The organism is Parabacteroides sp. AF18-52 (assembly GCF_003479145.1).
GTDB lineage: Bacteria > Bacteroidota > Bacteroidia > Bacteroidales > Tannerellaceae > Parabacteroides > Parabacteroides faecis.
In genome coordinates this window covers 93,881-116,538 of the sequence record NZ_QUGR01000012.1, presented here as the reverse complement: position 1 = coordinate 116,538, position 22,658 = coordinate 93,881, and the positions used below count along the sequence as shown (strand labels likewise).

At 41.6% G+C, this 22,658-nt stretch carries 18 protein-coding genes and 2 pseudogenes; 3 read left to right on the top strand and 17 right to left on the bottom strand.

What is annotated here, in order from left to right:
* The first annotated feature begins 19 nt into the window (after window positions 1–19).
* A complete protein-coding gene (locus DWX23_RS18425; protein ID WP_122352294.1) occupies window positions 20–760 on the top strand; it encodes a shikimate dehydrogenase in 741 nt (246 codons plus the stop codon).
* Between the two features lie 330 nt (window positions 761–1,090).
* Here DWX23_RS18425 and DWX23_RS18420 read toward each other — a convergent pair whose 3' ends face one another.
* Window positions 1,091–1,855, bottom strand: coding sequence for a TIGR03915 family putative DNA repair protein (locus DWX23_RS18420; protein ID WP_122375520.1), 765 nt, complete (start codon window positions 1,853–1,855; stop codon window positions 1,091–1,093).
* A gap of 63 nt (window positions 1,856–1,918) precedes the next feature.
* Window positions 1,919–3,184, bottom strand: coding sequence for a putative DNA modification/repair radical SAM protein (locus DWX23_RS18415; RefSeq protein ID WP_122352292.1), 1,266 nt, complete (start codon window positions 3,182–3,184; stop codon window positions 1,919–1,921).
* 67 nt (window positions 3,185–3,251) lie between these two features.
* Between DWX23_RS18415 and DWX23_RS18410 the strand changes: the two genes are divergently transcribed.
* Window positions 3,252–4,079: an AraC family transcriptional regulator gene (locus DWX23_RS18410; RefSeq protein ID WP_122375519.1), complete on the top strand. Its 828-nt coding sequence runs from the start codon at window positions 3,252–3,254 to the stop codon at window positions 4,077–4,079.
* On the opposite strand, the gene DWX23_RS18405 is transcribed toward DWX23_RS18410, so the two are convergent.
* Window positions 4,074–5,288, bottom strand: coding sequence for a multidrug effflux MFS transporter (locus DWX23_RS18405; RefSeq protein WP_122375518.1), 1,215 nt, complete (start codon window positions 5,286–5,288; stop codon window positions 4,074–4,076). The genes DWX23_RS18410 and DWX23_RS18405 overlap by 6 nt on opposite strands.
* A 97-nt stretch (window positions 5,289–5,385) precedes the next feature.
* Complete coding sequence (locus DWX23_RS18400) at window positions 5,386–6,048, bottom strand: vancomycin high temperature exclusion protein (RefSeq protein ID WP_122375517.1); 663 nt, start codon at window positions 6,046–6,048, stop codon at window positions 5,386–5,388.
* A gap of 116 nt (window positions 6,049–6,164) precedes the next feature.
* Between DWX23_RS18400 and DWX23_RS18395 the strand changes: the two genes are divergently transcribed.
* Complete coding sequence (locus DWX23_RS18395) at window positions 6,165–7,328, top strand: glycosyltransferase (protein ID WP_122375516.1); 1,164 nt, start codon at window positions 6,165–6,167, stop codon at window positions 7,326–7,328.
* Window positions 7,329–7,371: 43 nt separating this feature from the next.
* Here the strand turns inward: DWX23_RS18395 and DWX23_RS18390 are convergent, their stop codons facing one another.
* From DWX23_RS18390 to DWX23_RS18335, 13 genes and pseudogenes are all read right to left on the bottom strand, one after another.
* Complete coding sequence (locus DWX23_RS18390; protein WP_122352287.1) at window positions 7,372–8,616, bottom strand: ABC transporter permease; 1,245 nt, start codon at window positions 8,614–8,616, stop codon at window positions 7,372–7,374.
* 16 nt (window positions 8,617–8,632) lie between these two features.
* On the bottom strand, window positions 8,633–9,832 hold the full coding sequence (locus tag DWX23_RS18385; protein WP_122352286.1) for a pyridoxal phosphate-dependent aminotransferase: 1,200 nt from the start codon (window positions 9,830–9,832) through the stop codon (window positions 8,633–8,635).
* Between the two features lie 141 nt (window positions 9,833–9,973).
* On the bottom strand, window positions 9,974–10,870 hold the full coding sequence (locus DWX23_RS18380) for a YitT family protein (protein ID WP_122352285.1): 897 nt from the start codon (window positions 10,868–10,870) through the stop codon (window positions 9,974–9,976).
* 145 nt (window positions 10,871–11,015) lie between these two features.
* A complete protein-coding gene (locus DWX23_RS18375) occupies window positions 11,016–11,372 on the bottom strand; it encodes a hypothetical protein (protein ID WP_122375549.1) in 357 nt (118 codons plus the stop codon).
* A 120-nt stretch (window positions 11,373–11,492) separates the two neighbouring features.
* The gene (locus DWX23_RS18370; protein WP_122375515.1) at window positions 11,493–12,017 is read right to left on the bottom strand and encodes a DinB family protein; all 525 of its coding nucleotides are present in this window, start codon (window positions 12,015–12,017) and stop codon (window positions 11,493–11,495) included.
* A 63-nt stretch (window positions 12,018–12,080) separates the two neighbouring features.
* Entirely contained in the window at window positions 12,081–12,761 is a 681-nt protein-coding gene (locus tag DWX23_RS18365) for an RNA polymerase sigma factor (RefSeq protein WP_199673329.1), read from the bottom strand.
* Window positions 12,762–12,830: 69 nt separating this feature from the next.
* Entirely contained in the window at window positions 12,831–14,012 is a 1,182-nt protein-coding gene (locus DWX23_RS18360) for a DUF4221 family protein (RefSeq protein ID WP_122375514.1), read from the bottom strand.
* 111 nt (window positions 14,013–14,123) lie between these two features.
* A complete protein-coding gene (locus DWX23_RS18355) occupies window positions 14,124–15,299 on the bottom strand; it encodes an MFS transporter (RefSeq protein WP_122375547.1) in 1,176 nt (391 codons plus the stop codon).
* Window positions 15,300–15,303: 4 nt separating this feature from the next.
* Window positions 15,304–15,513: pseudogene (locus tag DWX23_RS25330) on the bottom strand (ABC transporter C-terminal domain-containing protein); the annotation flags it as partial.
* 65 nt (window positions 15,514–15,578) lie between these two features.
* Window positions 15,579–17,187 (bottom strand): annotated as a pseudogene (locus DWX23_RS18350) (ABC-F family ATP-binding cassette domain-containing protein); the annotation flags it as partial.
* A gap of 79 nt (window positions 17,188–17,266) precedes the next feature.
* Window positions 17,267–20,575, bottom strand: coding sequence for a DEAD/DEAH box helicase family protein (locus DWX23_RS18345; RefSeq protein ID WP_122375512.1), 3,309 nt, complete (start codon window positions 20,573–20,575; stop codon window positions 17,267–17,269).
* A 32-nt stretch (window positions 20,576–20,607) separates the two neighbouring features.
* Window positions 20,608–21,537, bottom strand: a complete 930-nt coding sequence (locus DWX23_RS18340) for an endonuclease NucS domain-containing protein (RefSeq protein ID WP_122375511.1) — start codon at window positions 21,535–21,537, stop codon at window positions 20,608–20,610.
* A gap of 12 nt (window positions 21,538–21,549) precedes the next feature.
* Window positions 21,550–22,656 (bottom strand): restriction endonuclease subunit S, encoded by a 1,107-nt coding sequence (locus DWX23_RS18335; protein WP_158607091.1) that lies wholly within the window; start codon window positions 22,654–22,656, stop codon window positions 21,550–21,552.
* Between the last annotated feature and the right edge of the window lie 2 nt (window positions 22,657–22,658).

Below are 22,658 nucleotides of genomic sequence, written 5' to 3'. Positions count from 1 at the left end.
CATAAAAAAGAAGAAGGTTATGCAGAAATATGGTTTATTGGGATATCCACTCGGGCACTCGTTTTCCAAAACTTATTTCAACCAGAAGTTTGAGGCGGAAAAGATAGATGCTCAATATGTAAATTTCGAGATTCCGAACATCAAAGAGATAAAGAATGTTCTGAAAGAGAATCCCGAATTAAATGGTTTGAACGTTACGATCCCTTATAAAGAACAGGTGATCCCTTATCTGGACGAACTGGATGAAGATGCACGCCTGATCGGTGCCGTCAACGTGATCAAGTTTACAAAAGGTCTTTTCGGCAGGAAACTGAAAGGTTACAATTCCGACATTATCGGTTTCAAGCAGTCGATCGAACCCTTATTGAATGAAACACACCGGAAAGCCCTGATCCTCGGAACAGGCGGAGCTTCTAAAGCAGTCTTCCAGGGATTGAAGCAGTTGGGTGTCGGAGCTACTTTGGTATCACGCAAGCCAAAAGAATTTTGCATTACCTATGAGGAGATCACACCTAAGACGATGGAACAATACACTGTCATTGTCAATACCACACCGCTCGGAATGTTCCCTAACATCAACAGTTGCCCGGATATTCCTTACGATCTGCTCACCCCAGACCATCTGTTATACGACCTGCTGTATAACCCGGATGAAACACTTTTTATGAAGAAAGGAAAAGAAAAAGGAGCCGTCGTTAAAAACGGTCTTGAGATGCTGTTGTTGCAAGCGTTCGCAGCCTGGGAAATCTGGCAGAAATAAAAAACTAAAAAAACAACTATCATACTATCACAAATAGCCAAAATGTTTTGATATTTAAAGGATAAGACCTATGACAGTTGTTATGATAGTACTATTTTCAACCATCATACTATCACAAAACTACCCGACAAAGTTGGTGATGTATATATCTTATTATTAACGATATAGTCAGATATCTTTCTTGAGACCCGGGTCTCTATACCCTTCACACCCGGGTCTTAGTATCGTTCACATCCGGGTGTAAAAGATGGGAAAATGGGGATCAGAACAAGAAGTACAAGCGATTCCTGCGAAAAAAAACAGCTTTAGTCGGACAAAAAAGATAGGATGCTACTGTTTTTCCGTCATATACTTCCAGAAACGGGCAGGCATATGCTGTCGGTGTAGCTTCAGGTTGATACGTTCTTTGATAGCAATCGTCTTGAAATACTCTTTCCACATCTGCTGGAACAATTTCTCATCCTTATCCATCAGACTCTCATTGAGGAAACCGGATAACAGATGCTCTTCCTTCTGTTCAAAACGGACCTCGATCGTCTCTTTCAGATCATAATAATAGCCGTACTCCCGGCGCATATCATAGATCAGCCATTTCTGATCACCGAAACGATCGTTCAGATACGGCAGGACAAGCGGCAAAACATTATATATAGGTTCGACGGCTGAGAAGTAAGTGCCATCCAATGCTTTCTGAAAACGGAGGAACTGCATAATGCGAAGGCGCTCGTTACTCACTTTCTTCCAGACTTTGGAGATCTGCAGCACATCGGGATCACCGAAATTCAACTCGATGGACTTGGAATGATCGAGCGCCTTGCGGATATAACGGAACAACAACATATCGACCTCCGGCAGTTCCGACAACCAGGAGACTGTCAACCCCGACAGGGATAGTTTCGACACCTTCTTTTCAAGCCCTTTCCAAACCCGGTCCGCCTTTTTCTTGTCGGAATAAATCGTCACCGTTTCCTCGCAGAACAGAGGTAACGGCTCGCCCTCCGCAAGCAGTACATCGGGAAAAGACTTCCGGACGTAAGCGTCGAAGACGGCAGTCAGTAATCCCTCGAAAGTTTTGTCATATATAAAAGCAATCACAATACGTCCTGTTTCAATCCACGCACCCGTAAAGAATGCAACTTTTCTACCTCTATATCACGTTCACAATACATCCTGAAATTGAATTGTTAGTTGGCGGTCGTCCAGCTTCCTGCCTTTTTTCTGAGTCAGGATGTGGCGTACATTCTCCGGCGTCAATTCGTTTACCGTCCGCATCGCCAGTTCATGGCAGGTGATGAAGTATTGCGCTTTCTTCATCACGACCCCGATCTTTTTCAATTGTTCCGATCCCAGACGGGAATAGCGGCGAGAGACAACGATCATCTTCGCCGATTTCACCCCGATACCGGGTACACGGAGAAGCAGCTCATAATCCGCCTTATTGATATCGACCGGAAACATATGCGGATTCCGCAGTGCCCACGATAACTTCGGGTCGACCTCCAGATCCAGTTCCGGGTAAGCATCATTCACGATCTCGTCCACCTTAAACTCATAAAAACGTAACAACCAGTCTGCCTGATACAAACGGTTTTCCCTCACCAGAGGCGGTTGCTTCAATGCCGGAAGCCGGTTGTCATAATCATTCACCGGGATAAACCCCGAATAATAGACACGTTTCATCGTCGGACGCTGATAGAGAGCTGACGACAAACGGAGAATATCTTTGTCCGTATCGGCTGTCGCTCCGATGATCATCTGCGTGCTTTGCCCGGCAGGGGCAAAGCGGGGTGCATGCCGGAAACGCTTCCTTTCCTCCGCACTTTGCAACACGCCCTGCTGAATATAGCGCATCGGGGCAAACACGCTCTTGAAGTCTTTTTCCGGAGCAAGTGTCTGCAAACTTTTCTCATTGGGTATCTCGATATTCACACTGAGACGGTCGGCATACAATCCGGCTTCATTCACCAGTTCCTGGCTGGCTCCGGGAATACTTTTCATATGGATATAACCGTTGAAACGGTGTATCAGCCGCAGGTCTTTCACGACACGGACCAAACGTTCCATCGTATAGTCCGGACTACGTACCACCCCCGAACTCAGGAAGAGACCTTCTATATAATTCCTCCGGTAAAACTCGATCGTCAGATCGACCAGCTCCGTTACGGAAAGCGTCGCCCGGGGCAGATCATTGCTCCGGCGGTTGATACAGTAGGCACAATCATACATACAATAATTGGTCAGCATGATCTTCAGTAAGGAAATACATCGCCCGTCTTCCGCAAAACTATGGCAAATCCCCCACCCTGCCGCACTTCCGACCATTCCTTTCTTTCCGGAACGGGAAGTACCGCTTGACGCGCAGGATACATCGTACTTAGCTGATTCTGCTAATATTTTCAGTTTTTCGAGAACAGTTTCATTCATATTTTAGGAGGATATGCCATACAAAAATAAGGATTAAAAAGCTATCTTTGCGATAAAACAGAGTGAAATGTTCTTAGATAATATTCCCGTACATAACCTGGATGAAACGGACTTCTTTGTCGTCGAACGGATCGAAAACTGTGCGCCCTTGAATTTTCAGGGATCGCACCGGCACAATTTCTACGAACTGCAATTCTTTACGGATACTGGGACAAACGAAAGCCACAGCATCGACTTCGTCGAATATCCGTTGCAAGCCAACCAGCTTTACCTACTCCGTCCCGGACAAGTACATACACTGAAACTAAAAGATCAGAAAGGATTCCTATTCGCTATCAATCCCGATTATTTCGAGCGCCTCTGCCTTCATATCGAGAGGTATGCGGATCATACATTTCCGAATATGCTTCTTCTCCCGGAGAAAGAAATCTTTGCCGTCCGCCAGATCGTTCATCTGATCTACTGCGAACATGAAGGGCAACACCGGAAAAGTCTGCTCAACTCATACATGCACGCTTTGATCACTCATCTGTTGCTATTATATACCGACACCCGGATCGACCAGGATATACGTGTCGGCAAAGTCTTATCCCTGATAGACAAGCACTACATCAACGAACGTACGACCGACTTCTATGCCCGCGAAGTAAATCTCAGCAACAAACGGATGAACGAGCTTACAAAAAAGGCCGTCGGCCACACAGTCAAACAACTGATAGACCAACGGCTATTACTGGAAGCCAAACGCATGATCAGTTCCGGAGCTTCGAGCTTCAAGGAAATAGCGTTCAGCCTGGGATTTAGCGAAGCTTCTTATTTCACCCGCTTCTTCAAGGAGCAAAGTGGTTGTACCCCCGAACAATTCCGGTCGTTACTGAAGAAAGACCTGTCATGAACGGACTTTGATCACCGCCAACCGTCGCCGTGTATCGACAAACAACAGCACGAAAGAGGTCAGTCCGCAAACAAACAATCCGCACATCATCGGTACCACCGAATCGTTCTGCAGGAAACTGACTACCGCCGACAATATCCCGGTAAACAATAATTGCAGGAATCCCATCAATGCCGAAGCTGCCCCGCTATCTTCCTTAAAATAAGCCAATCCAAGCGAAGTCGTTGCCGGAAGCAGCAACCCGATCGGAATCAGATTCAGGAAAACCAGCACCAGCAAAGGAATGACGGAAGTCGACACCAACGAAGTCACCACCAACAATACCCCGATCAACAACTGAAAGACAAGCGTATATCTCACCAGCTTCTTCAACGTCATATATTTCAGGAAGAAATTAATAATATAGGTACCGAACATCAAACCTAACGAATTGACTGCGAAAATAATGGCAAACGTATCTCCCGACATTCCTCCCTTCTCCATGATCAGGAACGGAGCATTGGAAACATACACCATCAAACCGCCGTAAGCCATACAGCCAATAATCGTATAAACCACAAACGGCCATACTTTCATCACCCGCACATATCCTTTCGTCATCTCCCTCAACGAAGGTTTCTTTGCTGTTACACCCTCGGATAAAGGTATCGGTTTACTTTTCGGAAGAAATACCCAGGTCAGCAAAATGGTACAAGCGCCTAACAATGCCATTGTATTGAACACCCCGTGCCAATGCCATTGTTTTAAAAGTAAATTACCGATAGTCGGTGCAATAACAGGAGCAATACCTGAAATAATCACCAACAAAGAGAATACTTTTGTCCGTTGTTCATTCACAAACAGGTCGTTTACGGCTGCACGTCCGACCACAACACCGGCGCACCCACCGAAAGCCTGAAAGAAACGGATTACCCAAAGTTGTTCTATCGAAGTCACATAGATGGAAGCAAACGAACTTACGGTGTATAAAGCAGTTGCCAGCAGAATCGGATTTTTCCGTCCGTAATAATCGGATAGCGATCCCCAGAACAATTGTCCGAGGGCAAAACCCGCCAGGAAGATGGATAAGGAAATTTGTACTTCACCCAGAGAAACCTGCAGGCTCTCAGCAATATCTGTAAAAGCAGGAAGATAAAGGTCTATACTCAGAGGTTCCAGAGCCGCCAGTAAGGAAAGGACCAGAACCACGATTCCCATTTTTCTATTCATCACGTTATACCTATTAAAATTACCGCGACAAAAGTACTTCCTTCTTTCCGTCCGTCTTTTACATTAATTGCACATTTACTGGTATAAACAGGAACTTTCAGGGAATAGGGATCGGTTCACCCAGATGGCGCGGTTGCTTCCGTGTCGCCAGATCGATAAAGACTTTTACCCTCGCCAGCAACTCGCGGATACGTGTCTTGAATCCGGCATAGGTATCCACATCGCGTGCATTGAAACCGACAGCCTGAATCCCATGCTTACCAGCCAGGAACAAAGCCCGTTCATTATGGAATCGTTGAGAAATAACGGTGAAACGATCTTGCCCGAATATCTCCCTGGCACGGACAACCGAATCCAGGGTACGCAGTCCTGCATAATCCAGGACAATGACCGAATCGGGAATATGATACATCAGAAGAGCTTTTTTCATCTCTTCAGGCTCGTTATAATTTCGCCGACGGTTGTCCCCGCTGATCAGGATATATTTTATCTTTCCGGACTTATACAATTCGGCAGCGGCTTCGATCCGGTAATCGAAATACAGGTTACTCCGTCCGTTCTTCAACATAGGTGTAGTTCCCAGCAATAAACCGACTTTATTTTCCGGGATTTGTTCCGTATCGTCATAAACGAGTTCCTTTGCATAATTACGAATACGAACATGGCAGGATAGTATCACAATACCAACCAGCAGACAGGCAGTGAACAGAACACCAGCAAGTACACCAACCACCTCTTTTCTTTTATTTTTATTCGCCATCTACAAATATAGTATTTTTCAGTAGAATAAACGAAACGGGATATTTCTTTTATGAGTGTGGTAATTAGGCAGGAAACATGTACATTTGTACGTTTTTTAAATTTACATATTCAAGAATGAACGACTTACTTATTTTCAACCATATAGAATTGATCCTGGCGGCTACAACTGCCGGTCTTTTCATCATCCAGCTTTTGTATTATCTTGTTACTTATGCCCGTCCGTTGAGACAGGCAAAAAGGAGACAAATGGAGGCAGGACAGGCCAAACCCGCCGTTTCCGTGATTGTCTATGCCAAGAACGAATCGGAGAATCTAAGGAAACATCTCCCGGCTTTACTGAACCAGAACTATCCGGAATACGAAATTATCGTCGTCAACGATGGCTCCACGGATGAGAGTGACGAGGTTTTAAAAACCTTCAAAAACGAATACGATCACCTTTATCACACCTATATTCCGGAAGACGTAAAATACCTGAGCCGCAAAAAACTGGCACTCACCGTCGGAATTAAAGCTGCCAAATACGACATCCTCCTTTTCACCGAGGCTAATTGCGAACCGATGGGTAAAAACTGGGTATCTACTATGGCACGCAACTATACATCCAAGACAAGCATTGTTTTAGGTTTCTGTGCGTATGGTCCCCATAAAGGATTTTTCCACAAACTGGTCGCTTACGATAACCTGATGACCGGACTGCAATACATTTCGTCTGCCCTTACCGGAAATCCCTATACCGGAAACGGTCGTAACCTCTCCTACCGGAAAGACTTGTTCTTTGCTCATAAGGGTTATTACAAATCGCTCAGCCTACATGCCGGAGACGATGATTTGTTCATCAATGAATCCGCCACCAAAGATAACACCCGGGTGGAATATTCTCCGGATAGCATCACCGAAATGGCAAAGATAGACCGTTTCAGTATGTGGAAAGAAATGAAAGTATCACGTGCTGCGACCCAGCGTTATTATAAAGGTTGGAATCTGACCTTTTTCAGAACGGAGAGCATCAGCTACTTCCTGTTCTTCATCGCGGTTATTACCAGTATCGTATTGGGTATCCTCGGAAACTGGTTGATCTCCATACTGGCCGGCTTACTTTACATAATCCGGTTTTCCTGTAAAGCTGCCATCCTACACAAATCGGCCAAGCTCCTGCAACAGAAACCGGTCACAGGCTGGCTATTTCTGTTGGAGTTGATCTTACCACTGTTCAATCTGTATGTAAGAATATACCGTATATTCAGAGGGAAGAACGATTATACGTTCAGGCTGTGAATAATTGAAAGTTGAAAATTGAGAATTGAAAATTAATGGAAGATTACTCGAACCGAATACTTTTGGCGGGATCGATCTTAGTGATCAGGTAAGACGGGCCGAGCATCATCAACATGGATGCACACAGCGTTCCGATATTCAGCAGAACTAAAGAGAGTACACTCAGATCGATAGGCACTGCATCCAGATAATAGGTGGACGGGTCCAGTTTTATTATATGAAAATGAGACTGGATCAGGCAGATAGCAATCCCGATCACATTTCCCCAAAGCATCCCTTTCCCTATCAGGAAGAAGGAGATATAGAGAAATATCTTACGGATACTGGCATTGTTTTCTCCCAACGCTTTCAGGATACCGATCATATTAGTCCGCTCCAGAATAATAATCAGCAAACCGGATATCATTGTAAAACCGGCAACAGAAAATATCAGGATAAGGATAACGACCACATTCACGTCCAACACATCGAGCCAGTTAAATATCATCGGATTCATCTCCTTGATCGAACGGGTAAAATAGGTATTTCCATGACGATCCTGTTGTTCAACCAAATTGAAATACAGGTCTTCTGCTATCTGATCCAGATCGTTGTAGTCATCGACAAGCAATTCCAGTCCGCTGACTTCGTCTTTATCCCAGCCATTCAAACGACGTATCTGCTTGATATCCGCCAGGACAAACAACTTGTCGTAATCCATAAAACCAGTCTCGTAAATCCCGGCTATGTTGAATTTGCGTGCACGAACATCTTCCTGAACGAAATAAGTCCGAACCGAATCTCCCAGTTTCAGATTTAATAAATCGGATAAATATTTGGAAATAATGATATCTATCGAACTTTTATCCGGGTTTATCGTAAGGATTTCACCCTCTTTCAGATTATTCCGGAAGAAACTCCAATCATAATCCGTGTCGACACCCTTCAATACAATCCCCTGAAAATCGCTATCTGTTTTCAGAATCCCCATCTTAGTGGCATATGCTTCTATATGTTTGATTCCGGGAAACTCCTGAAGAGCCTGAAGCAAGGAATCGCTCACCGCAATCGGTGTCGTTTCGTATGAACTGTTATTATCGAAATTGGTGATCTGGATATGAGAACCGAAACCGATCACCTTATTACGGACTTCTTTTTTAAACCCGATTACAATAGCCACCGAAAGAATCATTACCGCCAATCCGAGCGCAATCCCAATTATGGCAATACGAACAGCAGGAGGTGTTACCTGACGGTCCCCCTCCTTACTGAAATGAATTCTTTGTGCTATAAATAATTCTAAGTTCAAATCACTTTATAATTCGTTAAATGACTCTTCCCGGATAAGCTTCCAATGCTTTAGCCAGCACAACCAACGCATTTGCCAAATCTTCTTTTTTCAATACGTAAGCAATACGTACTTCATTCTTACCCAAACCCGGTGTTGTATAGAAACCGGAAGCCGGAGCCATCATGACTGTCTGTCCTTCATATTCAAATTCATCCAGACACCAGGCACAGAACTTATCGGCATCATCCACGGGCAGTTTGGCAACCGTATAAAAAGCTCCCATAGGGATCGGAGAATAGCATCCCGGAATACGATTCAGACCGTCGATCAGGAATTTGCGACGTTCCACATATTCGTTATACACCTCCAACATATACTCTTCAGGCGTATCCAATGAAGCCTCGGCAATGATCTGTCCGATCAATGGAGGACTTAAACGGGCCTGGCACCATTTCATAACATTTTCCTTCACCATCTGATTCTTCGTGATCAGTGCACCGATACGGATACCGCATTCGCTGTAACGTTTAGAAACAGAATCGACCAACACTACGTTATTCTCTATCCCTTTCAAATGGAAAGCAGAGATATAAGGGGCTCCCGTATAACAGAACTCGCGATATACCTCATCCGAAAACAGGAACAGATCGTATTTCTTCACAATATCACGAATCTGATCCATTTCTTTCTGTGTATACAGATAGCCGGTCGGATTGTTCGGGTTACAGATCAGGATCGCTTTCGTACGCGGTGTGATCAGTTCCTCAAAACGTTCTACCGAAGGAAGGGCAAAACCTTCATCGATAGTAGACGGAACTGTTTTGATCACAGCCCCGCTGGAAATGGCAAACGCCATATAGTTTGCATACGCAGGTTCGGGAACAATAATTTCATCCCCCGGATCCAGACAAGCCATAAAAGAGAAGAACACAGCTTCCGAGCCACCGGTAGTGATGATTATATCGTCAACATCGACATTGATATTGAATTTCGCATAATATTTAACCAATTTCTCACGGAAACTACGAATCCCTTCACTGGGTGAATACTCCAAAACCTTACGATCAATACGGCGCATCGCCTCCATCGCGACCTCAGGAGTAGATAAATCCGGTTGACCGATATTCAGATGGTACACCTTGGTACCCTTTGCCTTAGCCTTATTGGCTAGCGGAACAAGTTTTCTAATGGGGGAAGCCGGCATGTTGACACCCCGCTGTGAGATATTAGGCATTACTTTTTCTATATGTTAGTTTAAAGTTCGGCAAAGATAGGAAATAATTGAAAATTGAAAGTTGAAAATTGAAAATTAATATCGGTTTGCATGTTTTCCGCTCATTTAATTTTCAATTTTCAATTCTCCATTTTCAAATCCTCAAATTCCCGGCCGAGGTGAATCCTTGCTTGCATGCATCGTCGAGATAAACGCATGTGGATCAATATCTTTAATCTCGTCTTTCAAACGCGGCATATCTTTACGTTCAGCGATCGTAAAAATGATCTCTTTCTCCTGTCCTTCATACATTCCGCGTCCATGCAGGAAAGTTCCGCGCATCCCCATCTTGCCGACAATCAGGTCTTTTATTTCCTGTGTTTTCTTCGATACGATGAATACGGCACGATTCGGATTCTCTGTCTGGAACATTTCCACGACCTTCCCATAGACAAAGATGGCAAACCAGGAATACAAAGGCACTGCCCAATCCTGAAATACGATCAAACCGAGCATTACGATAGCAGAGTCAAGCAATATGATCATATTACTAACTTTCAGATTAGAATTATTGGCAATCACACGGGCCAGCACATCGGTTCCCGCACTTGTACTTTGTGCCTTAAAGACACAAGTCACACCCAGACCCAATATCGCACCGCCATAAAAACAGGCAATAAAAGTATCGTTTTCTACCAGCGGTTCCGTTCCGCAGAAATAAGATAAAGTATCTGTAAAAACAGAGATCAGTACAAATGTCACTATTGTTTTCGGTCCGGAAGAAAGTCCGATCTTTTTCATCGCCAGTATCAGCAACGGCACGTTGAAGCACAAAGCGGTAGCCCCCATCGGCAAACCATCCGGAAAAATGGAGAAAAGTCCTTTCGTGACATAATGTAAAACAATGGAAATACCATAAACCCCGCCCGGTACGATTTTATAAGGGGCGAGAAAAAGCACATAGCTCAGTGCCTGGAGAAAAGCTCCGACAACGATCAGCGAATAGTCGAAAGCATTACTTCTCAATGTAGCATTAGAAGGAAAACCTAGTTGTTTCATGATAAGATTAAATCATTATTTGTTCTTTTAAGTGTCACAAAGATAGATAAAAAAAGAAGAGACTACACAAACAAATTGTGTAATCTCCTCTATCTATTTTCAACAACCGCGATACGGGATCAAACAATCCCGACGCCTTTTATTATTAAAGGCTCAATGCACGGTTATTATTATTTGTCACATTCAACAATGTTACATATTTACGATACTGGTCGGGAGTCAGAACCTTTTTCATCAATTTCAAATTCCCATAGACAGCCTGGTGCATTTTCTTCTGTTGCTTGCTTTCGCTCGAACGAAGACTTTCACGTTGCATATCAAGGAAGTATTCATTAATGTTTGCTACTTCATTCACCTGAGAGGGGGTTAATTGTAAATAATAACTCAGTTTCTCAAAGTTAATAGCAAACGGTTCTTTACTCACATTGTTCCGGTTCTCGCGTGCAAAACCTACTGTTGCACATAATAAAATAGCTGCTACAGCCATACCTAAACGTTTCATAATACCTAAAAACATTAAATTAATAACCTAAACTCAGAGGCCACTGCCTCTCTATCTCCTTTTATCTTTTTGCTTTCAGATATATAACAGTATGTTTTATAACATTGTTCACGAGCAGGTTTATTTATTCAGCCAAATGATCGGATATCCCAGTCTCCGCTTGATCTCTTCCATCTCCGCACTATGCCACATTTCATGTTTGAAGCACCAGGACAATGCCTCATATTTGTTATTTGCGACCGGATGTTTAAAGGGAATAGGTTCCAATGGAGTATATAAAATACCATCACTTAAAGCCAACAGGTTTTCAATACAAATTTCATGAACTGCGTCCAACTGATTTTTCAATACGAAAGCAGTTACAACCTCCTCTTTGACAGACCGGTGTAAAGTACCCATCCCATTAAACAATTTATTATACTGTGCCACAGGAATCACCCGGTTGACTTTTTCATTCCATCCTGTTATCACAGTAATTGCATGAAAGTTCTGGGCGACGATCAGATGTCCGATCTGCCAGGCAAAGTTTGAATCCGTATTTTCCGGTATGACAAACCATAAATCTTCCGGGAGTTCCGAAACCAGGCGATTGACAAAATTTCTTGATTCAATGATCTGCTCTCTCAAAAATTCAATTCGATTCATAATGTTTACTTTTTAAGTTATACATTAATCATTAGTGAACGGAAGAGCAGGATATGTGACAACTCAGTCCAAAAATTTTTCCCAATAATTCTTTCTCGGTAAATCTTTTTCAAATTTATGATACAGATCGGCCAGCCGTATCATTTTCAAAACGGTTGAATATTCTTTCTCCAGATCGATACAGTAAACCTGTTTGCAGATCCGGCATTTACAAGTCCCGACAGGATTATATAACGGACAGGTATCATTCATAAAATGACTGATCTTAGTTATTGAACGAGAGGATATCTGCCGGACATTCTCTACCGACATTTCCATAATACTACTGATCTGTTTATAGGAAAGACCTATATTTTCTTTAAATATAAAGATCAAACGGGCATCGTTATTTAAACAGTGATTCAATGCAGTCAAACACCAGTCACACCGTTCCTTTACCCATTCTTTCCGATCCTCGTCAGAACCGGAATACTCAATTTCCTCCAAACCTCTGAATTGTTCCAAGTTCAGCAAAGTGACTACCTTTTCATTTTGGGCATACCGTAAAATAGTCCGTTTCGCAATCGTATATATCCACGTTGACAATTCAGAATTACCATTAAAAGAGGACAGGCTTTTAAAGATTTCATACCAGACTTCCTGTGCCGCCTCTTTCGCTATCTCTTTGTTCTGGATCATACGATGAGCAATGGTAGCAACCATTCTCCCATATTGTTCAACTAAATTTTTACGGTCTATCTCCATTGATCGGGTTATTAATCGATTTCTCCTGCCAAACCATACTATATTATATATGATTAAACCATCCTCCTATTACAAATCCTGTATATTGAACAAACCGAAAGTCAGATAATCGTCATCCTCCGGTTCTGTTCCGATACGTTCGATATTCAATCCCTCTTTAGTGACAAAAGAGTTCGTCCAGTTCCATTCCTGCCCTGTTCCTATCATCGTTTCACCGAGGTAATGAAACTGTTCGTCCATCATGACAATCGTTAGCGGTTTACTGTCGAGAGGCGTTTTCAAATTCGCATCCGGCATGCCATGTAACAAATAGCGGTAATATACTTTACGGTACGGATCATGAATTACAGCTGCATAAAAATCCTGTTCCATATAAGAGGTATAAACCAACTCGTCAGGTGTAGTCTTTACCTCCTCATGGCCGATAGAAGTAATCGTTCCGGCTTCATTGCTACCTCCGTATACTTTCATTGCTGCATCACTGTTCCAATCCGATATATACAGATCGTGTGAATTTGTAAAACTGTGGACCATCTTCCCTTCCGGTGTTATTGCCGGATACACAAACTGAATCAGGTCACCGCCCCAATTATAATTATTTCCGAATAACTCTTCCGGATAAAGATGATGATTTTCTGCCTTATCAGTAACCAAATCAATAGAGGTTGTGAACCGGAAATTCTCCCTGTCAGCCAATATCTCCGGGAAAGGAGCAAGACCGGGTAACTGTAAATGATTATCTATCAACATCAACGGCATAACTGTAGAAAAAACATACTGCGGATTATGCATTGCCCATTCTTTATCGTCTTTATTTAATAATGTAACACGGTTATGTATCACCCCAGCACTATCAGCCAAAGCGATTTCTATCAACGGGCGGTTGAATACATAAATAGAATCCGGACTTTTGATATAATAAGCTCCTATACTCATAACGGCATTCGCTCCTTCACGTTCGAAAGCGATTTGCCTGAGATAAGCAGTATCCGAATAATTGTAGAAATAAATCGCATTTTTCCGGGGATTCAGGAAGGTGAGCAGATCATTCCCCGTATGGTCGGAACAATACTGGATATAAGGAGGCTTAACCTTTGTCTCCGTATCCAAACGGAAACGTTTCTCGCCTGTCTCCACCAACTGCTTAACAGCCTTCAACTTCCCTTTATATTCATTCTTCACGCTCTTTTGATTACCGGAACAAGCGAAAAGCAGCAACAGCGATAACAGATAACAGTAATTCTTTTTCATATAGTTCTTATAGATTTGTTTTTCAGGTATAAATCAAAATCAATGCACAAATGTAAAGAAATATTCCATCGAAGTACATTAGAAACTGTTCATTTCTATAAACTCTAATATTCAAACAGATAATTTATATTTCTCATATGAAGGTCTCACCCATCGCAAATAAACCAGGAGCGATATCAGGCAACACCCCGAACCGGCTAAATAAGCAGTTGCCAGATCAGCATGCGAAGCAATAAAACCAGCCGCAAGCATGCCGATCCCCACCCCGAAATCGAAAGAAGTCAGATAAGTGGAAGTAGCCGTCCCACGCATATGATGCGGAGCCACATTCACAAAAAGGCATTGAATGGCCGGTACACAAACGCCAAATCCTATACCGATAGCCAAGGCAGAAGCGAAGAATACAATCTCATTATGAAAAATAGCGAAAACGGCAAATGAAAGCGTCAGGAATGTCAGTGCACTGATCGACACAAGATGTATCTTCCCATGATCGACCAAACGCCCGGAAATAAGACGGGCCGTACCCACTCCTATCGCCATAAAAATAAAGAAATAACCCGGATTGGCGACATTGATCTCCTTCCCGTACAATACCACAAAAGAAGTCACCATCCCATAAGGAATTGCACTCAACAGATAAGCCAAAGCCGTCGGCAAAGCTTTCACCAGGATAAAACGATCGAGCGAGAATGCCGGTCTCGGTACTTTCTCCCGCTTCGGATAACGGATCAGGCAAACCGAACCGACACCCACCAAAGCAATTGCCAGTCCAGCAAACACCACCGGATGAAAACCGAACCGGTCATAGATAAACACGGCCACCAATGGCGACAGCGACATCGCCAGGTTTATCGTCAATCCATAAAAACCCATTCCTTCCCCTCTTCGTTTGGAAGGGATCACATCGATCGCTATGGTATTTCCGGCAACAGAAGTCATTCCCATAAACCCACCCTGAATAAAACGGACAGCCATAATCATCAATACTGTCGTTGCGAACAGGTAACCGGTAAACATACAGGCAAAAACCATAAAAGCTAACAAATATAATGGCTTGCGGGAAAAGCAATCCACCAGATATCCGGAGAACGGACGAACACATAACAAACCGATCGAATAACTGGAAAGAGCTATTCCCACTTCCGACGGATCGATCTTCAGAACTTCCACCAAATAGACCGGTATAGTTGGCATCAACATGTAGAAAGAGAAGTTCATCAGGAAATAAGAGATACAACACTGAATGAAATTCCGGTTCCAAAGCACAGGTTTCGCTTCGTTCATATCTTTAAGCCAGTTCACTCAGCTCCAGCCAACGCATTGTCTTTTCGTCTATTTCTTCCATTACTTTCGCAATTCGTTCCGACTTAACCATCAGCTCATCGTTGCTAAGTGTTCCGCTACTCATTGCTGTTTCCAGTTCTGCCTTTTCGGCTTCAAGCTGCGGTATTTCCACCTCCAGTGCTTCAAACTCTTTCCGTTCTTTGAAGGTAAGTTTCTTTTTCTGCTCAGGCTGTGGACGGTTATTCTTTTCAGGAGCCGATGTTTGTTTGGGCTGGCGAGCTGCTTCAGCCTCTTTCTCCAACTGATCCTGTACCTCTTTCCAGTCACGGTACTGAGTATAATTGCCGGGGAAATCCTTCAGATCGGCATTACCACGGAATACCAACAGGTGATCGACTACTTTATCCATAAAGTAACGGTCGTGCGAAACAACGATTACACACCCCTTAAAGTTACGCAGATATTCTTCCAATACATTCAAGGTCACGATATCCAGATCATTGGTCGGCTCATCCAGTACCAGGAAGTTCGGGTTGCGCATCAGAACGGTACATAGATATAAACGGCGTTTTTCTCCACCACTCAGCTTGTAGACATAGCTATGTTGCTTTTCGGGAGTGAACAAGAAATAATTCAGGAATTGGGAAACTCCCAACTTCTTACCGTCTCCAAGATCAACATATTCAGCTATATCCTGCACGACATCGATCACTTTCATCTGCTCGTCAAACTGCAGACCATCCTGACTGTAATAGCCGAAACGGACTGTTTCGCCAACATCGAAGCGTCCGCTATCCGGTTCTACTTCGCCCATCAGCATTTTAATAAAGGTAGACTTCCCTGTCCCGTTGTTACCTACGATACCCATCTTTTCGTAACGGGCAAAAATATAATTGAAATCTTCTACGATCTTGATACTACCGAAACTTTTCGTAACATGCTCCGCTTCAAATATTTTCGATCCGATATAGGATGCTTTCACATCCAGGTTCACATTACCGTTATCCCGTTGCTGCTTGGCTTTCTTTTCCAGCTCATAAAAAGCATCGATACGATATTTAGCTTTCGTACCGCGTGCCTGCGGCTGACGACGCATCCATTCCAACTCTTTCCTTAACAGGTTGTTGGCACGTTCCACTTCTGTGTTCATCGTCTCCATCCGTTCCTGACGTTTTTCCAGATAATAGCTGTAATTACCTTTATACTGGTAAATTTGCTGACGGTCTATTTCGATAATCTCGCTGCAGACACGGTCCAGGAAATAACGGTCGTGCGTAACCATCAGGATACTGATGTTGGCACGGCTCAGGTAACCTTCCAGCCATTCAGTCATTTCCAGGTCAAGGTGGTTGGTCGGCTCATCGAGAATGATTAGTTCGGGGTCGGTGATCAGAACGTTGGCCAATGCCACACGTTTCAACTGCCCACCGGACAGATGTTCCACTTTCTGATCGAAGTTTGTGATCTTCAACTGCGAAAGGATCTGTTTGGCCCGTTGTTCATAATCCCAGGCTTTCAGGTTATCCATACGCATCAAGATATCCTCCAGATTGGAATGATCGTCACTCGCCATCGCTTCTTCATACTCGGCAATCAGACGAACCGTCTCGTTCGGAGAATAGAAACAGGCTTGCAGAACAGTCAACCCTTCCGGATAGACAGGCGTCTGCTCCAAGTAGCCGACACGCAGGTCGTTACGGAACACGACAGCTCCGTTATCATAATCTTCCTTCCCTGCAATGATATTCAGCAAAGTTGTTTTACCCGTCCCGTTCTTTGCAATAAGGCCCACTTTCTGACCTTGTGCAATACCAAATGTAATATCCTCAAAAAGAACCAAATCGCCGAAGCTTTTGGTCAGTCCGTCTATCTGTAAGTAACTGATCATACTGCCTTTTATGCTTTAAATGCCGGACAAAGATACAAAAATTCAGCGTAGGGTAATCTATAATAATGCCTCGTTTACTTTAAGCAGTTATTACCTTATGCAAATTCTCCACATATTGAGTAAGGTCACTAAGCTTATCACCAAATGCATCATACCAATCAAAATTCACAAATGGATCATTTCCGAATGTAGAGGTCGTTATGTCCCCATTTTCACATACATAATTTAAAATGGTCTTCAAATATTCCTCCTGCATGGAATTCAGATTACTTTCAGATATTAGTTCTGTGAATTTTCGAATAGCAATATTCCGATTCACTCCAATTATAGAACGGATAAAAGCAGCAACATTACCTCCATAAATCATATTCTGAGCATATTTTGAATATTCCTCTCTGGTTCCCAACTGCTGCCATAATATACGTTCCAAATCACGAATATCAGCTTGAGATAATGGCTCTACATTAAATATCTTTTGCAATACTGCATTATCTTTGTTCTCAGCCAAATAATCCACAACACGCTGTTTGTAAGTCGTAGTCGTAACTATTCCTGGCGCTTCTCCTCCATCGGTAAAAGCATCTTCAATATCTATAGTAAAAGTATTCTTACTATTTCCTTTTAAGAATAATATCAGTTCACGCAAGTCCTTACGAACACGCTCCAAACCATCCAAATTCAGATTTTCCCAGAAATGAGAGCTTAGAACCTCCTTTATAGTCTCTATCTTTGCCATAACCAAAGGAATGGAAGTTGCTTTTTGAAGATCTCGGGCAATTTCAATTACTTTTTTCTTACTTCTCACAGCATTAATATCCGCATCCAACAAGGATAATTCTATATAAAGAATAAGTAAATCGAACTGTTTAGACTCTTCATTCTCCATTTTTTGAATCAATAACGGAGATAGACTATTTTTTATGTGTAAAGCATCTGTCTCGGAAATAAAAATCCAATTTTCTGATTTACGATATTTACATACCAAATCCCAATGCTTCCGAACTCCAATTCGTGAATCATTCAGCGTAGCCACCTGACTATGCAACAGAGTCTTCAATTCATCATGTAAGTTTTTAGCAAAAGGATCTTCCTGATACCGGCTATGCTGCAAAAACACAGATATATCCGTACGAAGACAAAACAAACGCTCAGTCAATGACTGAACAGGTTTTGCCTCTACCCCTTGAGGGTTATCATTGAAAAACTCAAAATTATTACAATAATCAAATATGTAAAAACATTCCTTATTCTTTCCGGGCCCAAATATATTTTCAGATAAACGAGTTCCTCTACCTATCATCTGCATAAATTTGATCTTTGATTTAATCACTTTAAAAAAGACCAAATTCAAAATATCCGGCACATCAACTCCAGTGTCGAGCATATCAACAGAAACAGCTATTTGTGGTAAATTATCTCTCACCTCAAACTGATCAATCAGATTTCCTGCATACGTCACCGAGTTATCAATCAATTGACAAAAGCTCGGACCATATTCAGGATAAAGTTTTCCAAACCGTTCTACAATCAATACTGCATGTTTGTGATTATAAGCAAAAATGATTGTTTTTCCGATCCGTTCACCGCTCTGAACCCTTAACCCGTTTTCCATCAGATCCTGCAACACTTTATCTACCGTATCTTCATTAAAGAGAAACTTAAATATTTCATCCTTTTCTATATCACGATGATAATCCTCATCCGGATCAATATTTCTTTGAGCTTTTTCATATTCCCACACTTTTTCAAGCTGTTCCTTCTCCTCTTTACTCAAATTTTCATATTTAATTCCATTATTAATATGAGCAGAATGACGGATAATTCCTTTATAAGGGACCAGATACTTTTCTGCAACAGCTTCCTCCAGTTCATAAGCAAAATTGGGTTCTCCCTGTTCCTGTTCGAATAACTGATAAGTACTTCTATCCACCTCACTACGTGGTGTAGCAGTCAATCCGACCAGTAAAGAGTCAAAATAATCAAATATATCCCCATATTTTCCAAAAATAGAACGATGCGCCTCGTCAACAATAATCAAATCAAAACGACCTACAGAAAAATCTTTCGTATCACGATCTATATAATTAATCATCGTTTGATAAGTACTGAACATAACACGGGCTGCCAAATCCGGTTTATTATCATCCGACAAGACACAATAAGTTCCTGGTAATAATTTTGTAAAATTCTTATATGCTTGTTTTACCAAAGCGGTACGATCGGCCAGAAACAAAACATTTTTCACCCAGTTGTTGCGCATTAGTAATTCAACCAAAGAAATGGCAACACGCGTCTTCCCTGTACCTGTTGCCATAACTAATAGGGCACGACGGTGTTTTTTATTGAAATATTCACAAACAGCTTTAATTCCGCGTTTCTGATATTCGCGGTCTGTTATCTCGTCACGAATACGCAAATCGGTAATCTCCGCTCTCTCTCGTTTCTGAATGATCAGCTCCAAATCAGCTTGCGTATGATAACCATATACAGGACGTGAAGGGTAACCTAACCCATCTATCACAAAGGTATTAAAACCGTTTGTATAATAAATAACAGGCATCACGCCATACTGTGCTTCCAGGCATTTGGCATACAATTCAGCCTGATGTTTTCCTCTGGCGGCATCCACACTGGTACGTTTAGCCTCTATGACCGCTAAAGGCTTTCCATTGGCACCAAACAAGACGTAATCAGCAAAACCAGTTTCCTTATGATTCGGCATTCCTGCCAATTGTATTTCGATGCAGGCTTTTGCTGGCATAATGGATCCTTTTGCTTCCAAAATATCCCAACCTGCCTCACGTAACATTTGATCAATAAAATACTTTCGGGTTTCCGCTTCCGAAATACCTGTAACTGCTTTCGTAACCAAGGCTGTTTCTAACTGACCCTCATATTTCTCTACCAAAGCATTGGTCGGCTCCATATTTTCTTTGGGAGCTAGATGAACTTCAGCCTGTCCAGGGATCAAATTACGGTCAAAAGTCGGATAATCATCTATTACTTTCAGCTTTACTAATACGGAACCGACAAAAACATACAAATTCAGTAAAGAGAAAAAAGATTCTTTCTTTGCTACTTTTCCCAAATGTGCTGAATTATTACCGGCTTTACGGATATAGTGCAAGCGTTTCAACAAATCATCACTCTGAATAAAATTCTTAAACGACTCAGCATTTACCAACTGGAAAAGTGAAGACCGTTCCGGTATTTCCATCCCTTTAAACAAATAAATAGCTCTTACAATGTATTCTAAAGCCCGGCGACTATTGATAGCCGACTTCTCCGGATCTATAATCTGGTTAATTTCTGCCTCATTGCAATATGCATACAAATCTGCAAAGTCCGAATTTCCTTTCAGGTAATCAAAGTTTTTTGCTTGTATCATAACACTAACACTAGTTATGTTGATTTATAAATTCACACGCCTTTAAAAAGTTTGAAATCTATCTGATACCGATAGAACTCAATATTAGTACATACAGAAAGAGCTCTCTTCAACCGGGTATCTGCCTCCAATCCGATAATAATACCTTTTACCTCTTGATTGGGTTCCGCTAATTCTTCTTTGACATACCCCATGTATCGATGAATTTGCCCGACAACGACATCGGATGTTCGCCCTCTTTTTAGCTCTATGACCAACAAGGTCTTTTTATCCTTGCTGACTGCCAGTATATCAATAGGACCAGTATCGCTAGGATATTGTTCCCCTACTATTTCACCATTATCCTCAAATATATCATATTTTTTTCCAATATCAGTATGTTTCCAATTTTTTACGAGAAAATCTTCCAAATGTTTTTCCAATGCAAAGACAGTTGGGTCTTCAACCTCCTCATCATTACAATAGACAGTAGGAGGAGCTGTTCTTGTCAAGAATATCTCTATTTCTTGTTGGTATTTTGTGATATCGCAACATGTACCAATAGAACCGGTCGAATGTTGCAAACCTTCACTCATTTCACTTCTTTGAATGGTTTTATCATACCATTGAACTCTGCGTCGATGAGGTAGATTAGTTCCCGGCACATAATAATAATTTCCTACAATTTCGGCAATATAATATTCACCTTTGCCATTAGGAGTTAAAACAATATCGCCTATTTCAAGCCCACGGCATACAGTCCAGAGAAATCCGCAGGAAAGACCAGCAGCAACTTTTGTTTTTTCCGGATTTTCTTGCAGATATACAGGTATATACTCTTTATTAAAAGCTTTCCATCCATCAGGTAAATGACCTGACAAATCATTATCCGGAAGAAAGTTAGTTCCAATAAAACCACCTTCTTTACACTCGTCAGCATATATGCTGCCTCTTCCTAACATTACTCGGTTGTATTGTTTCATGGTTGATTAAGTTTATCCAAAATATTTATTCATAGTGTAGTCTAAGAGTTGTTGAACTTCGACTATGGATTGTTTTATTTTTTGTTTTTGGGATTCAATACCAATTACTTTTCGTTCAAAATGATTCTGAAAATCAATTGGAGGAACAATAATTTTTACCCGTCTAATCTCTCCCAAATGTAAATTAGGGACTCCTACTCCTTTTAATGCATCATTAAACTGCATTTTTGTACATGGACTATTTATCGCATGAACTAAATAAATTGGATTATATTTAGCATAAGGTCTCAATAGTGCCAGACTGACATAGATATCAAAAACCTCATCTGTATCAACTAACGCACATGTACCTGTAGTTCCATTCTTACAAAGTAATATGTCATTTCGACGAGGAGCTAATCTTTTATACAATACTTCATGCAATTCGTGAGGGATATATTTAACATTAGTCCAATCAATACTTCCACTTACTACATCCTTTGCTGATAAGAATTTATAACCATTATCTTTATCTATCGTGTAAGTTGGAGTTTGATGTGTTCCATCAGTAATTAATTCAAATATATCATTTAGACTTTCAATATTATAATTACAAATATTACTTTGCAAATCCCCAAACATATCATAAAAAATAGCCTGCCCAAGACGATCTAACTCTTTAAGTTGTTCACGCTTCTTTACTAGGATTTCGTTTAGTTTGTCAAGTTTCGTAACAATAGTTTCTTGCTTACAAATAGAAGGAAGAGGAATAAGTATATCATACAAATCTTTTTTCGTTAGGCTAGGAATAGTTACCGCTCGATTATGCCGTTCAAAATCATATTCTTTACAAAAATAAAATAAAAACCTAGGTAATAAATAAGTTGTATTTGCTACAAGACCAAATGCAGTATCGACATTCCAAAACTTTTGATTCATAAATATAGGATTATTGATATTTCCCTTTCTACCTATAATGACTGTTTCTTCTGGACACAAATAGTCATTTGCATACCCCATTATTCCCCCACTTCCACAAATCGGATATTTACCATTTTTAGATTCAACTTCTTTTTGATTACGGCCATTTATAATAGTCAATACATCAATCCATTTTCTATATACCCAACCTTCCTTCATAC